At 64.6% G+C, this 14,777-nt stretch carries 12 protein-coding genes and 1 tRNA gene; 8 read left to right on the top strand and 5 right to left on the bottom strand.

Annotation, left to right across the window (positions count from 1 at the left end; translation table 11 throughout):
- The first annotated feature begins 109 nt into the window (after positions 1–109).
- The 3 genes from ACK4HJ_RS14970 to ACK4HJ_RS14960 all read left to right on the top strand — a co-directional run bounded on the left by ACK4HJ_RS14970 (position 110) and on the right by ACK4HJ_RS14960 (position 2,024).
- A complete protein-coding gene (locus tag ACK4HJ_RS14970; protein WP_409833031.1) occupies positions 110–682 on the top strand; it encodes a cytochrome b in 573 nt (190 codons plus the stop codon).
- Between the two features lie 85 nt (positions 683–767).
- Positions 768–1,343 carry a YceI family protein gene (locus tag ACK4HJ_RS14965; RefSeq protein ID WP_409833029.1) on the top strand — a complete coding sequence of 192 codons (576 nt, stop codon included), beginning with the start codon at positions 768–770 and terminating at the stop codon, positions 1,341–1,343.
- Between the two features lie 102 nt (positions 1,344–1,445).
- Entirely contained in the window at positions 1,446–2,024 is a 579-nt protein-coding gene (locus ACK4HJ_RS14960) for a YceI family protein (RefSeq protein WP_409833026.1), read from the top strand.
- Between the two features lie 126 nt (positions 2,025–2,150).
- Here the strand turns inward: ACK4HJ_RS14960 and ACK4HJ_RS14955 are convergent, their stop codons facing one another.
- Positions 2,151–3,764, bottom strand: a complete 1,614-nt coding sequence (locus ACK4HJ_RS14955; protein ID WP_409833023.1) for an ATP-binding cassette domain-containing protein — start codon at positions 3,762–3,764, stop codon at positions 2,151–2,153.
- Between the two features lie 356 nt (positions 3,765–4,120).
- Here ACK4HJ_RS14955 and ACK4HJ_RS14950 point away from each other — a divergent pair, with 356 nt between their 5' ends.
- A complete protein-coding gene (locus ACK4HJ_RS14950; protein WP_409833021.1) occupies positions 4,121–4,747 on the top strand; it encodes a VOC family protein in 627 nt (208 codons plus the stop codon).
- 91 nt (positions 4,748–4,838) lie between these two features.
- Positions 4,839–6,290: a hypothetical protein gene (locus ACK4HJ_RS14945; RefSeq protein ID WP_409833018.1), complete on the top strand. Its 1,452-nt coding sequence runs from the start codon at positions 4,839–4,841 to the stop codon at positions 6,288–6,290.
- A gap of 109 nt (positions 6,291–6,399) precedes the next feature.
- Here the strand turns inward: ACK4HJ_RS14945 and ACK4HJ_RS14940 are convergent, their stop codons facing one another.
- Positions 6,400–8,265 carry a M48 family metallopeptidase gene (locus ACK4HJ_RS14940; RefSeq protein WP_409833015.1) on the bottom strand — a complete coding sequence of 622 codons (1,866 nt, stop codon included), beginning with the start codon at positions 8,263–8,265 and terminating at the stop codon, positions 6,400–6,402.
- Between the two features lie 363 nt (positions 8,266–8,628).
- Here ACK4HJ_RS14940 and ACK4HJ_RS14935 point away from each other — a divergent pair, with 363 nt between their 5' ends.
- Positions 8,629–11,709, top strand: a complete 3,081-nt coding sequence (locus ACK4HJ_RS14935) for a valine--tRNA ligase (protein WP_409833013.1) — start codon at positions 8,629–8,631, stop codon at positions 11,707–11,709.
- 80 nt (positions 11,710–11,789) lie between these two features.
- Positions 11,790–12,677 (top strand): UTP--glucose-1-phosphate uridylyltransferase GalU, encoded by an 888-nt coding sequence (gene galU / locus ACK4HJ_RS14930; RefSeq protein WP_409833010.1) that lies wholly within the window; start codon positions 11,790–11,792, stop codon positions 12,675–12,677.
- Between the two features lie 170 nt (positions 12,678–12,847).
- Here the strand turns inward: galU and ACK4HJ_RS14925 are convergent, their stop codons facing one another.
- The 3 genes from ACK4HJ_RS14925 to cysM all read right to left on the bottom strand — a co-directional run bounded on the left by ACK4HJ_RS14925 (position 12,848) and on the right by cysM (position 14,652).
- Complete coding sequence (locus ACK4HJ_RS14925; RefSeq protein ID WP_409833007.1) at positions 12,848–13,075, bottom strand: sulfurtransferase TusA family protein; 228 nt, start codon at positions 13,073–13,075, stop codon at positions 12,848–12,850.
- 5 nt (positions 13,076–13,080) lie between these two features.
- Complete coding sequence (locus ACK4HJ_RS14920) at positions 13,081–13,653, bottom strand: NUDIX hydrolase (RefSeq protein WP_409833004.1); 573 nt, start codon at positions 13,651–13,653, stop codon at positions 13,081–13,083.
- 96 nt (positions 13,654–13,749) lie between these two features.
- A complete protein-coding gene (cysM, locus tag ACK4HJ_RS14915; protein ID WP_409833002.1) occupies positions 13,750–14,652 on the bottom strand; it encodes a cysteine synthase CysM in 903 nt (300 codons plus the stop codon).
- 40 nt (positions 14,653–14,692) lie between these two features.
- Here cysM and ACK4HJ_RS14910 point away from each other — a divergent pair.
- Positions 14,693–14,777, top strand: a tRNA-Leu gene (locus ACK4HJ_RS14910).

The following is a 14,777-nucleotide window of genomic DNA, read 5'->3' as shown; positions in this document are numbered from 1 at the left end:
AGTTTTTTTGAATTGAAGCGTCAATCTGCCTGAAGGCCGGCCCGTTCAGCCGTTCCTACACTGCGCATCACCCGGGCCCGGCCCGATCCTTCATCCGCCGTTTTTCTTGATGACCGCCCCTGCCGCTACGACGCCCACCACGCCCCGCCGCTACACCCGCACCGCCATGCTGCTGCACTGGGTGCTGGGCCTGGCACTCATCGGCCTGTTCGGCGTGGGCATCTACATGACGGGGCTGCCGTTTTCACCCCAGCGCCTCAAGCTCTACAACTGGCACAAGTGGGCCGGCGTCACGCTGCTGGCCCTGTCCACACTGCGGCTGCTTTGGCGGCTCACGCACCGCCCGCCCGCCCTGCCCAGCGCCATCGCCCAGGGCATGCCCGGCTGGCAAAAGCTGGCCCACCACGGCACCCATGGCCTGCTCTACGCGCTGTTCTTCGCAGTGCCGCTGATCGGCTGGGCCTACAGCTCGGCCGCAGGTTTCCCCATCGTCTTCCTGGGCCTGTGGCAGCTGCCGGACTTTGTGCCTGTCAGCAAGGAGCTGGCCGAAGCCATCAAGCCCTGGCACCAGTACACCGCGTTCGCGATGGCGGGGCTGGTGGTGCTGCATGTGGCAGCGGCGCTCAAGCACCAGTTCATCGACCGCGACGGCCTGCTGGCGCGCATGCTGCCTTTGCGATGACCTCATGAGGTCCCGCGCTGCACTGCCCGCCGATCCACGCATACCGGTACCGCCTCACCCACTGTCTTTTGAACGGAGTTTTTGCATGAATCTGTCCCCCTCCCTGTCCCGCCTCGTGCTGGGCGCCGCGCTGGCCGTGGGCGCGCAGGCTGCCATGGCCCAGCAACAGCTGGTGCCCGCCCAAAGCGAGGTCCAGTTCACCGCGCGGCAGATGGGCGTGCCGCTGGAGGGGCACTTCAAGAAGTTCGACGCCAAGGTGACGTTTGACCCCGCAAAGCTGGACACCAGCAAGATCCAGTTCACCGTGGACACGGGCAGTGCCACCCTGGGCTCGCGCGAGACCGATGCCGAGCTGCCCAAGCCCACCTGGTTCAATGTGCCCAAGTTCCCGCAGGCCCAGTTCGAGTCCACCGCCATCAAGGCACTGGGCGGCGGCAAGTTTGAAGTGGCGGGCAAGCTCACCATCAAGGGCACGCCGCAAAACGTGGTGGTGCCCGTCACGCTGACCCAGAACGGCCCCACCACCACGGCCACCGGCACCCTGCCCATCAAGCGCCTGGCGTTCAAGATCGGTGAGAACGAGTGGGCCGACACCTCCATGGTGGCCGACGACGTGACCGTGAAGTTCAAGCTTGCACTGACTGGCGTGGCCAAGATTTGATTCGGGACACCCCACTGATCGGCTGCGCCGCGTGCCGCGCCGAATCGGATCGTTGATTTATTTCCCCTTGTCTTTCCACAACCGTTCCAGGAGTTTTCATCCATGCGCAAGTCCCTGTTCTCCCTGCTGGCCGTGGCTGCTGCCACCGCGATGACTGCAGGCGCCGCCCAGGCCGCCACCTACGCCATCGATCCCACGCACACCTTTGTGACGTTCGAGATCAGCCACTTCGGCGCATCCACCAACCGCGGCCGCTTCGACAAGAAGCAGGGCTCGGTGGAATTTGACCGCGCTGCCAAGACCGGCAAAGTGGACATCACCATCGACACCACCTCTGTGAACACCGGCACGCCCGCCTTCGACAAGCACCTGCAAAGCCCCGACCTCTTCGACGCGGCCAAGCACCCCACCATCAAGTTTGTCTCCGACAAGTTCAGCTTCAACGGCGACAAGGTCAGCGAAGTGAGCGGCCAGCTCACCCTGCTGGGCAAGACCGCCCCCGTCACCTTGAAGGCCACGCAGTTCAACTGCTACGACAGCCCCATGCTCAAGCGCGAAGTGTGCGGCGGCGACTTTGAAACCACCATCGACCGCACCCAGTGGGGCATGAACTACGGCGTGGAATGGGGCTTCCCCAAGAATGTGCGCCTGGTGGTGCAGATCGAGGCCGTGAAGCAGTAATCGACGGTCACAGGCACGCGCGCCGCCACCCCCACAAGGCGACAGCGGCGCGGTCAGCTCACGGGCCACCTCTGCAGCGGTGCAGCGGGTGGCTTTTTTGTGGGTGCCATGTGGCGTTCAAAGGCGTCAGGCCGGGCCGGGTGCGGGCTCCAGCGCGGCATCCAGGTCCCAGCCATGGGGCTGCCAGGCCCACACCACATCCAGCCGCAGCGCGCGCAGAAAGGCGTAGTCGTGCGACACCACGACCAGTGCGCCCGTGAAAGCATTCAAAGCAGTCTGCAGCGCTTCAATGGCATCCACATCCAGGTGGTTGGTCGGCTCGTCCAGCAGCAGCATTTGTGCAGGCGCGCCTGACCACAGGGCACAGGCCAGCGCCGCCTTGATGCGCTCGCCGCCACTGAGCACGCCCACAGGCCGTTGCACCTTGTCCGCGCCCAAGCCCAGCTGCGCGAGGTGCGTGCGCAGCACCGCTTCGGGCAGGGGTGTTCCCAGCGCCTGCAGGCGGTCCAGCACACCGTACTGCGGCGGGCGCAGGTCGGCGTTGTGCTGGTCCAGCCAGGCCGCATGCACACCCCGCGATACCCGCCCAGCGGCAGCCAGCGCAGGGTCTGCGATGGTGCGCAACAAACTGGTTTTTCCACACCCGTTGGGCCCCGTGATGGCAATGCGGATAGGCCCGCTCCACACCCCGTCGAGCGCCGGAAACCCAGGCGTAGCGTGTGGCGCAAGGACCCGCTCGAACGCCAACACCCGCTTTCCTGCTGGCACGGCGCTTTGGGGCAGCACCAGCGCCGTGGCCGCCACCGCTTGAACACGCTGCGCTGCCTCGCGCACTGCGTCGTTCAAACGCTGGCGCTCTTGTTGCTGGCGCTCATGCTCCCGGCCGGCATGGTTCTGAGCACTGTTCTTCTTGCGGTCCAGCAGGACCGATGCCTGGTTGGTGATGCGTCCCGCTTCGCGCCCACGCGCGGCGCGGCTCTGCTGGGCATCGTGCTCGCGCCGCAGCGCCCGCATGCCCCGTTCGCGCTCGGTGCGAACGTGGGCCAGCGCAGCGTGGGCAGCAAGCTCCTCGGCCTGGCGCTGCGCCTGGTACAGGACCCAGTTCCCGCCGTAGCGCTGCAGCCCCGATTCCGACAACGCAACGATGTTGTGCGCTCTGCCCAGCAATTCGCGGTCATGGCTGGCCACAAGCACGGCTCCGGGCCAACGTGCGAGGGCGTCCATCAACCAACGCCGACCGGGGCGGTCCAGATGGTTGGTGGGTTCGTCCAGCAACAGCAGTTCGGAGCCTGACAGGAAAGCACCCGCCAGCGCCACGCGCACGCGCTCGCCGCCGCTGAGTTGCTGCGCCGGGTGGCCCGGCCGAAGGTGGCCCAGCCCCAGAGAGGCCAGCGCCTGCTGCCACCGCGATGGCAAGTCCCACCGCCCGTCGGCAAGCACCAGGTCATCGGCCGTACCCAGGCCCGAGTCCAAACGCGCCATGGCCCTCAGCACCGCACCCAGTCCAGCAATATCAGCTACGGTGGTCGCCGGCGCAGCCGCCACCTCCTGCGCCACGGCATGCCGGACCGGATGGCCCAGCACCGTGCCGCTCGCAGGAGGCAACGCGCCCTGCGCAAGCTGCAAAAAAGCGCTCTTGCCGCTGCCGTTGGCCCCCACCAGGCCAGTTACCCCTGGCCCCACAGCCAGGTTCAATGGCTTCGTCCACAGCGCGCGCCCGCTGGGCAGGGTCCAGGTCACGTCGCAGAACTGCAGAACGGATCGTCCCGCGACCAGCTCCGCGCCGCACGCGGCTGGCACAAAAAGGGGGGAAGAGAAGGCCTCCGCCGAAGCAGCGGCAGCGCTGCGGGGATGGGCGGGATCGCCCCAAGGTGATGGTGTCGCCATGCAAAGCACTCCAGACAAGACAAACAACCGCCTGGCGCCAAAGGGGCCAGAAGGAGAGAAAGACTTGGAGGGCTTACAGGCGCATCGGACGAATACCTCAGGGCAAAAAGTACAAGTGCGGAATGTACTGCAAACTGCAGCCAAAAAATTAACTTAACGTAAATCAATTACGAATAGTAGAATCACAAAATCACTCAAGGAGACACTGCATGAACGCCTTCCTCAAGCCCGACCTGGCCTCCCTGCCCGCACCTGCCAAGATTCAGCAGCTGCACCATTACGCCTACAAGGCGCGCGACGCGGAGGAAACGCGCCACTTCTACGAAGATATCCTGGGCCTGCCGCTGTACCACATCATCCAGAGCGACTACGTGCCCAGCACGGGCGAATACTGCCCTTACACCCACTTCTTCTTTCGCCTGCAGGACGGCTCGTTCATCGCCTTTTTTGACCTGGGCGACGACGTGAAGGCCGAGCCATCGCCGAACACGCCGCTGTGGGTCAACCACATCGCCTTCCGCGTGAACACGGTGCAAGAGCTGAAAGCCACCAAGAAGCGCCTGGAGGCCCACGGTATCGAAGTGCTGGGCGTGACCGACCACCACATCTTCAAGAGCATCTATTTCTTCGACCCCAACGGCATCCGCCTGGAACTGTCGGCGCAGCTGGCCAACGAGGAGCAGATGGAAAAAGACAGCACCATTGCACATGCACGCCTGAAGGAATGGACGGCCCGCAAGGAACAGTGGCGCAAGGAACGCGCCGAAGGCAAGGTGGCGGCCCCGCTCAAGCCGCAGCAGAACGACCGGCCGGAGTTTGTCAAGACCGTTAACTGATTGTCACCATCAAGGCGGGACAACCTGGCTCGGTGCGGGGAGGCGTCTGCACAATGCCTGATCTTTGCAACCCAGATCAGGAGCACGAGCCATGCCGCCAGCCGGAACCCGCCCCACCGTTGTTCTTTTACGCAGCCGCACTGCGGCCCTGGCAGCCGCGATGGCGACAGCGGGGGTAGCGCTTACCGCCTGCGGAGGGGGCAGCAATGCGGGCGGCGCAGGTGATGCGGGGGCCGACCCCCTCAAGGTGGACACGACCTACGGCGCATCGGGCACAGCCACCCTGCCGCTAGGTACGCCCTGGTCAGCCACCCTGGGCATACAGCCTGATGGCAAGGTGCTGGTGGCCCACACCAGGGTGATTGCGCCCATCCCGTCACCCAATGCTGGGGGCCTGCCCACACAACAGCCCGTCATCACGCGGCTGAGCACCGACGGCGGCATCGACCGAGCTTTCGGTCAGAACGGTGAAGCGCGTTTTACCGTGAAGGGGTCGGACAGCGCTGTGAGCGTCCAGCCCCAGGCCAATGGAAGAATTCTGATGGTAGTCATGGCGCATGAGCCCTGCACCATCCGTTCTTTCCAAGAACAGTGCCTGACCGCATCGGGGGCCACGGATACATGGCACTACACGGTGGCAGGGCTGACCCCGGCGGGAGTGCTGGACAGCAGCTTTGGCGCGCAAGGGATTGCAGAAGGTTTTCGCGTACCGCTGATGTACCCGCTGTCCATGGCGCTCCAGGCTGATCAGAAACCGGTGCTGCTCACCTCCAGCGACTTGGTCTCGATGCAGGTTTTCGGCCGCCGGGTGCGCCGCCTCTCGGCTGATGGCTCACCCGATGTGGCCTTCAATCAGGAACATGTGGAGCAGACCGCGCCGCCCTGCGCCGCCAGCGGCCACGCCATCCTGCCCTTGCCGACCGGAAGCATCATCACGGCCGGCGCGCTCGGCAGCCGCGTGTACGAGACGCCCACCGCAGACCCTGGCTTGTGCATCGCCGTGCACGCTGGCGGTACGCAGGCGCAGACATTCGGCGGCTGGTTCTCGTTTGGCGAAACGCTGAAGGAGTACCAGCTCCAGCCGCATGCGGATGGCGGCTTTGCCATTGCAGCACGAACCTGTGGCGCGGACATCTGCCGTCTCAGCATCGCCCGGTTCCGCGCCGATGGCACGGTGAACCCCTCGTTTGGCGACAAGGGCATCGCGCGCGTGGCCGTGCCAGCCCAGTACTCGCTCAAATCATTCTTCACCCAGCCCGACGGGGCCATGGTGACCTTTGGCGCGGCCGCTGAAGACCCCGTTCCCAGCGGGCCCGGCTCGCGCTACCGTGCGGTTTGGGCAGGACTGAACGCTGATGGCAGCCCGGACACACGCTTCGGTGCGCAGGGTGTGACCGTCCAGGCCGTGGCCGATGCGGAACCGCTTGCTGCACTGACGGATGGAGCCGGCCGGTGGCTGGCAGCGAGCACCGCGTGGGACGCAGCGGGCAATGCCGTGCTGAAAATCGAGCGCACAGCCGGTACATCTGCACGCAACCCATAGCAGCAGGCCACGCCCACTCGGCTCACCGCATCGCCAATGCAAAATATTCAGCCTAATGAGCCTCTAGCGCTTTACCATCAAGCGCTAGCAGCTATCAAACATATAGCATTCAATCCACCAACTCCGCCTGCTGCTGCGCCCTCATGATCTGGTGGCGCTGCCAGTAATCGGCGACCACGGCGTTGAAGTAGTCCTTTTCCTTCTTCAGCCCCGGCAGCCTGATCTTGGTGGTCTTGGCGCCGAGGCCCATGGCGTTCTTCTCGGGGTGCGAGACGATGAGCGCGTTGCCGAAGCTGCTTTCCTTGTACTCCAGCGCCTTCACCGCATCCCAGCGCACGGTCACGCCGTCGGCCGAGGTGTGGATGCCGTCGATGCTCACTTCCACCGTGTCGTTGCCCTTGAGCGCGAACACCACGGGTGGAAAGTACTGCAGCACCAGGGCGCGTTCTTCGTCGTTGGCAGGCTCATAGCGGTAGGCCAGGCTGCGTTCGTGGTCTTGCGCAAACTGCTTTTCGTAGTCGCTCCACAGCCGCTGCTCGATGGCGTCGGCAGTCAAAATCTCCTGGACCCAGGTGCTGGCGGGTTTGCGCACCGCGATGGCGCCGTAGTCCTGCTCCTTCAGCGGCATGCCCACATTGCGCAGCCGTTCGGGCATGGCGGGGTGCGAGTCGAACGGATGGGGCACGTTGGCGGTCTTCATGGCATCCACAAAATCGTCGGACGAAGCATACGGTGCCAAGCCCTGCGCCACGAAGCCTGCAATGCCCAGCGTCTGCGGGCCGTGCCGCTCGTTGCGGTCAAACAGTTCGTCCTCGATCTTGAAGCGGTATTGCGCATAAGCCGCGATCTTGACGAGCGACTGGGCAATGGCGGCGGGCGTGACCAGCTTGGCGGCAATGCGGTCGGCCTTGAACTCGCGCTCGCGGCTGTCGCGTGCCAGGGCGATCTCGAAGATGGTGCGGTACAGGTCAAGCAGGGGCGACACCACGGCCGACAGCCCGCCGGTGCGAATGGCATCCCGGTAGTGGTCAAACTGCACCAGCTTGGGGCCCAGGCGGGCGCTGCTTTGCGTGTCACCACCGCGCAGGTGGGCCAGTTCGTGGCCGAACACGGCATCGGCCTCGGCCTGGTCCAGCACGCGCAGCAGGGGCAGGCTGACAAACAGCGTGCGGCCGGTCAGGGTTTTATCGCCCACCGTGAGCGGTGCTTCGGTCACGAAGAAGTTGGCATCGATGCCCGCCACGATGTGCTGAGGCGGCTCGGTCTTGAGGCGCTGGGCCATGTGGCGAATGCGCTTCCACAGCAGAGGGGCGTCTTCTTCGGACACCAGCTCGCCCACCGCGTGGCTGCCCGAGTGCACCCGCTTGAAGATGCCCGCCACCGCCACAAACACGCCCACCGCGACGGCCAGGCCCACGATGATGATGAGCTTGGGCGAGTACTTGTGAAAGAAGAAGGCCGTGACCCAGAACGACAGCCACACCGCCATCGCACCCTGCACCACCAGCGCCGCCGCGCTGGCCCAGGTCGTCAGGTGCCAGCCCGTCACAAAGCTGGTGTACTGCATCTTGCGGTCCACAAAGGCCAGGGCCCCCAACCCCAGCACCGCCACCAGCAGCGCCGCGCCGGCCACCAGGGCCCATAGGGACGCCTTGCGCGCCATGTGGAACTGCCATACATCGCCATAGCGCTCGCACATAGCGGCGCGGTAGTCCTGGGCCTCGGGGTCGGTGCTGGTGCAGATGGTGGACGGCGGATTGGCGCGGTAGTAGTCCTTGCGTGCCTGCTTTTCGGCAGCGGGCATGGCCCGCTCGGCATCGATCCGCTGGCTGACGCCGGCCACAAAGCGGGCATCCTGGTCCCGCTGTACGTAGCCGGTGAAGACGAAGGTGATGGCAGGTATCAGGAACAGCGCCAGCAGTGCATAAACAAAGACCTTGGCCAGGCCCACTTTGAGTGCAGATTGAATCGTCATGGTTCGGACGTATCGAGCGCGCGGACACCGCTGTCGTCAGTCCAGCCCCGCGCGGCCGGGCACGGGTGCGCGGCCGCTTGCTTCGTCTGGTGACTGTTGTGGTGCTGCGCCGCCCTGTTGTGTTGTGTGTTGATCCGGCAGGCAAGCATGGAGCCCGGTGCGCGTTGTGCGCCCACCCTCCCGCTCCATGGGCGGCGATTATCGGGACGCTGGCAGCGGCGCAGCCCGCATCAAGGTAACAAATGGATAGCAGCGCCACCAGGCTGGCGCCCAGGGCCGCGCAGCGGCGCTCCCTTAAAATGCGCGGTTCACTCTCTTGTCCGTCGAGGCGCCCCAGCGGCTACCTCCTCACTGCCACACCCCATGAGCACGCCCCAACCACAACCCGGCCTCGAAAGCCTGTCCAAGTCCTTTGAACCCGCTGCGCTGGAAGCCCACTGGGGCCCCGAATGGGAAAAGCGCGGATACGGCGTTGCAGGCCACCGTGGCACCTCAAGCCCCAGTGCCGAGGCTGCGGCAGAGGGGAAGAACTTCTCCATCCAGTTGCCCCCCCCCAACGTGACGGGCACGCTGCACATGGGGCATGCGTTCAACCAGACGATCATGGACAGCCTCACGCGCTACCACCGCATGCGCGGTTTCAACACCGTCTGGGTGCCCGGCACCGACCACGCCGGCATCGCCACGCAGATCGTGGTGGAGCGCCAGCTGCAGGAGCAGGGCATCAGCCGCTACGACATGGGCCCCACCCCGCCCGAGGCGCGCAAGAACTTCGTGAGCAAGGTGTGGGAGTGGAAGGAAAAGTCCGGCAACACCATCACCACGCAGATGCGCCGCATGGGCGACAGCGTGGACTGGAGCCGCGAATACTTCACCATGGACGACAAGCTGAGCGCCGTGGTGACCGACACCTTCGTGAAGCTGTACGAGCAGGGCCTGATCTACCGTGGCAAGCGTCTGGTGAACTGGGACCCCAAGCTGCAGTCCGCCGTGTCCGACCTGGAAGTCGAGAGCGAGGAAAAGGACGGCTCGCTGTGGCACATCGCCTACCCGCTGGCCGACGGCTCCGGCAGCCTCACGGTGGCCACCACGCGGCCTGAAACCATGCTGGGCGACGTGGCGCTGATGGTGCACCCTGAGGATGCGCGCTACAAGCATCTCGTTGAAGCAAAAGCGGAGGTCATCCTGCCGCTGGTTGGCCGCAAGATTCCCATCATCGCGGACGACTACGTGGACAAAGAGTTTGGCACGGGCGTGGTGAAAGTGACGCCTGCACACGACCAGAATGACTACGCCGTGGGGCAGCGGCACAAGCTTCCGTTAGTGACGGTATTGGAGCTTGACGCCACGATGTCTAAGGCTCCGCTCCTGTCAATGCCTGTCGGCACCAAGTTCTACATGCCAAACGGTAGCTTGTGGAGTCAGGGCGGGGATGACAAATACAAGTCGCATGACGAACACGGCTCCTTATACAACTGGATTGGCGAGAACGTCCGCGAGTTGATGCCAGAGAAATATCGGGGCATGGACCGCTTCGTCGCTCGCAAGGCCGTGGTGGCGGACCTCGAAGCCATCGGCGCGCTGGTCGAGGTGAAGAAGCACAAGCTCATGGTGCCCATCTGCACCCGCACCGGCCAGGTGATCGAGCCCATGCTGACGGACCAGTGGTTCGTGGCCATGAGCAAGGTGGGCGAAGGCGACGCCACCGGCAAGAGCATTGCGCAAAAGGCCATCGATGCGGTGGCCAGCGGCGAAGTGACCTTTGTGCCCGAGAACTGGGTGAACACCTACAACCAGTGGATGAACAACATCCAGGACTGGTGCATCAGCCGCCAACTCTGGTGGGGCCACCAGATCCCGGCGTGGTACGACGAAGACGGCAACGTGATCGTCGCCCGCACCGAAGCCGAAGCCCAGGCCAAGGCGCCGGGCAAAACGCTGCGCCGCGACGAGGACGTGCTCGACACCTGGTATTCGTCCGCCCTCGTGCCCTTCAGCACCATGGGCTGGCCGAACCAGGGCGACGCACCCACCGACGACTTCAACCTGTACCTGCCCAGCAGCGTGTTGGTGACGGGCTACGACATCATCTTCTTCTGGGTCGCCCGGATGATCATGATGACCACGCACTTCACCGGCCGCGTGCCGTTCAAGCACGTGTACATCCACGGCCTGGTGCGCGACGCGCAGGGCAAGAAGATGTCCAAGTCCGAAGGCAACGTGCTCGACCCGGTGGACCTGATCGACGGCATTGCGCTCGAACCGCTGCTGGAAAAACGCACCACCGGCCTGCGCAAGCCCGAGACCGCGCCCACCGTGCGCAAGAACACGCAGAAGGAATTCCCTGAAGGCATTCCGGCCTACGGCGCCGATGCGCTGCGCTTCACGTTTGCCGCGCTCGCATCGCTGGGCCGCAGCATCAACTTCGACAGCAAGCGCTGCGAGGGCTACCGGAACTTCTGCAACAAGCTCTGGAACGCCAGCCGCTTCGTGCTGATGAACTGCGAAGGCCAGGACTGCGGCCTGAAGGAGCACACCAAGGAAGAATGCCAGCCCGGCGGCGCCATGCACGGCTACATGCAGTTCAGCCAGGCCGACCGCTGGATCAGCTCGCTGCTGCACAAGACCGAGGCCGAGGTCGCCAAGGGCTTTGAAGAGTACCGCCTGGACAACGTGGCCAACGCGATCTACGACTTCGTGTGGAACGAGTACTGCGACTGGTACCTGGAGATCGCCAAGGTGCAGATCCAGCAGGGCATGAACCATGAAGACCCACAAGTGGGTCTGGCGCAGCAACGCGCCACGCGCCGCACGCTGATCCGCACGCTGGAAGCCATCCTGCGCCTGGCCCACCCCATCATCCCGTTCATCACCGAAGCCCTGTGGCAGGTGGTGGCGCCCGTGGCGGGCATCCAGGGCGAGTCGGTCAGCATCGCGCGCTACCCGCAGGCGCAACCCGAAAAGATCGACGAATCCGCCATTGCCCACATGGGCCGCGTCAAAGGCTTGGTGGACACCTGCCGTGCGCTGCGGGGCGAGATGAATGTCTCGCCCTCCACCCGCTTGCCGCTGTATGTGGTGGGCGATGCCGACTTCATGCGCGGCGTGGCACCGGTATTGCAAGCACTGGCCAAGCTCAGTGAGGTGAAGGTGTTTGACGACGAGGCTGCGTGGGCCGCTGCCGCGCAGGCCGCGCCCGTCGCAGTGGTGGGCGAGGCGCGCATGTGCCTGTTCATGGAGATCGACGTGGTGGCCGAAAAGGCACGTCTTCGCAAGGAAATCGCACGCATAGAAGCCGAGATCGCCAAGGCTACGGCCAAGCTGTCCAACGAGGCCTTTGTGGCCAAGGCCCCGGCTGCCGTGCTGGACCAGGAGAAAAAACGCGTGGCCGATTTCGGCGCCACCCTCGGCAGATTGCGCGATCAGCTGACACGGCTGGGCTGAATCTGCCGCCATACTTTTGGGCACTTGCGGGTGGGCCTTTGGCCGCTCGCCCCGTGTTCTGACCTTCCTGAAGGAGCCCCATGACTGTCGCCACCACTGTTCGCAAAGCCGTCTTCCCCGTTGCCGGCCTGGGCACCCGCTTTCTGCCCGCCACCAAGGCATCTCCCAAGGAAATGCTGCCCGTGGTGGACAAGCCCCTGATCCAGTACGCCGTGGAAGAAGCCTACGAAGCGGGCATCCGCGACATGGTGTTTGTCACCGGCCGCAGCAAGCGCGCCATCGAAGACCATTTCGACACCGCTTACGAGTTGGAGAACGAGTTGGAAAATGCCGGCAAGCAAGAGATGCTGGCGCTGGTGCGCGGCATTGCGCCTGACGACATGAACTGCCTGTTTGTGCGCCAGCCGCGCAGCCTGGGACTAGGCCACGCCGTGCTGTGCGCCGAGCCGCTGGTGGGCAACGAGCCCTTTGCCGTACTGCTGGCCGACGACCTGATGGTGGGCAAAAACGGCGGCCCCGGCGTCATGGCGCAAATGACCGCGGCCTTTGCCAAGCAGGGCCGGTCACTGCTGGCCGTGCAAGAAGTGCCGCAAGAGCATACGCGCCGCTACGGCATCGTCAAGGGCGAAAGCGCGAGTGACGGCCTGATCCGCATTGACGAAATCGTGGAGAAGCCTGCGCCTGAAAAGGCCCCCTCGCGCATGGGCGTGGCCGGGCGCTACGTGCTCACGCCGCGCATCTTTGCCGAGATCCGCAACCAGCCGCGCGGCGTGGGTGGCGAGATCCAGCTCACCGACGCCATCGCGCGCCTGATGCAGCACGAGACCGTTTACGCGTTTGAATACGAAGGCAAGCGCTACGACTGTGGCAGCAAGGAAGGCTTTCTGGAAGCGACTGTGGAACTGGCGCTGCAGCACGCGCAGGTGGGCGACCACTTCCGTGAATACCTCAAAGGCCTGAGCCTGTAGTCCACTGTATCCGCCGGCCAGCGCCCGCGCTGGCGTTGCGGCGGTAAGTACCACCGCTGCACGTACGTCGGAGGATGGACCTGCCGCGCGTAACAAGCGGGTCAGACGCGTGTCAGAAGCAGGTCAGACACGGGTCAGGCAAGGGGCAACAACCCCCTCACTCCTCCGGATCAACGGCGGCGCAGGATGTGGATGAACTCCTCGCCCACCGTCTGCTGCTCCACCAGCTCATTCCCCGTCTGCTTGGCAAACGCCTGAAAGTCTCGCAGCGAGCCGCTGTCGGTGGCCACCACCTTCAGCAGCTGGCCGCTGGCCATGTCCGACAGCGCCTTCTTGGCCTTGAGGATGGGCAAGGGGCAGTTCAGGCCCCGGGTGTCGATTTCTTTGTGAATGTCCATGGTGATCAGTCCTTGGGCGGCTCAGGCTGGTCCAGCCCCCGGCGCCGCTCCGCATTTTCCTCTGCCGTGAAGAACACCGGCTCATGCCCGCGGGTGCGCAGCCAATCGGCCAGCGCATAGCCCGTGCCGGCAGGCCAGCATTTCAGGTCGGGCAGATCGTACAGGCGGTAGTCCACCAGCTCGGGCGACAGTTTCACCTGCCCCGTGGCGACCACGTGGTAGGCAATGATGATCTGGTTCATGCGCAGGAACTCGTAGGCGCCCACCAGCGTGGTGGCCTGCACGTCCAGGTTGGTTTCTTCCTTCACCTCGCGCGCAATGCCTTCCTGTGGCGACTCGCCCGCCTCCATGAAGCCAGTGATCAGCGCAAACATCTTGCCCGGCCACGCCGCATTGCGCGCCAGCAGCACTTTGCCTTCCACCTCCACGATGGCGGCCAGCACAGGCGTCGGGTTGTTCCAGTGCGTCCAGCCGCAGGCGGGGCAGCGCAGCCGCTCCTTGTCGCCGCCGTCTTCGGCCAGCGTGATGGGCTGCAACCCGGTGCCACAGTGCGAGCAGTAGCGAACTTCGTAGTGCATGACTTACTATTATTTTGATAGCTTCTAGCGCTTATACAGCAAGCGCTAGAGGCCTATTTGGCTTGAATTTTTGGCACAACGCCTCGCCGCACCCGCTCACGCGGGGAACACGCCGGTGGACAAGTACCGGTCGCCCCGGTCACACACCACAAAAACGATGGTGGCATTGCTGTCGCGCGCCGCAATCTGCTGCGCCACCCAACAGGCACCTGCTGCAGAGATGCCGGCAAAGATGCCCTCTTCACGCGCCAGGCGGCGGCACATTTCTTCGGCATCGTCCTGACTCACGTACACCAGCTCGTCCACTGTGCTGGCGTCGTAGATCTTGGGCAGGTATTCCTGCGGCCATTTGCGAATGCCGGGAATGCGCGAGCCCTCTTGCGGCTGCGCGCCAACGATCTGGATGGCGGGGTTCTTCTCCTTGAGGAACCGCGATACGCCCGTGATCGTGCCCGTGGTGCCCATGGCGCTCACAAAGTGCGTGATGCGCCCACCGGTCTGCTCCCAGATCTCCGGGCCCGTGGTCTCGTAGTGGACGCGCGGGTTGTCTGCATTGGCGAACTGGTCCAGCACCTTGCCCTCGCCGCGCTTTTGCATGGCCTCGGCCAGGTCGCGCGCGTGTTCCATACCGCCGCTCTTGGGGGTGAGCACCAGTTCGGCGCCAAAAGCCTTCATGGTCTGCGCACGCTCAATCGACAGGTCCTCGGGCATCACCAGCACCATGCGATAGCCCTTGATGGCCGCCGCCATGGCCAGCGCAATGCCCGTGTTGCCCGACGTGGCCTCGATCAGCGTGTCACCCGGGCGGATGTCGCCCCGCTGCTCCGCGCGGCGGATCATCGACAGCGCGGGCCGGTCTTTGACGGACCCGGCCGGATTGTTGCCCTCGAGCTTGCCCAGCACCACATTGCCCCGCGCCGCGTTGTCTTTCGCGCCGATGCGCTGCAGCGCCACCAGCGGAGTGTTGCCCACCGCATCTTCAATCGTCGGATATTTCATGCGCCCTACTGTGCCATAATTTGGGGCTTCACGAATTCCAGCCCGGGTGGTGAAATTGGTAGACGCAGGGGACTCAAAATCCCCCGCCGCAAGGCGTGCCGGTTCGATTCCGGCCCCGGGCACCA

The organism is Acidovorax sp., assembly GCF_046294525.1.
Lineage (GTDB): Bacteria > Pseudomonadota > Gammaproteobacteria > Burkholderiales > Burkholderiaceae_C > Acidovorax.
This window is presented reverse-complemented; position numbering and strand designations above follow the sequence as displayed.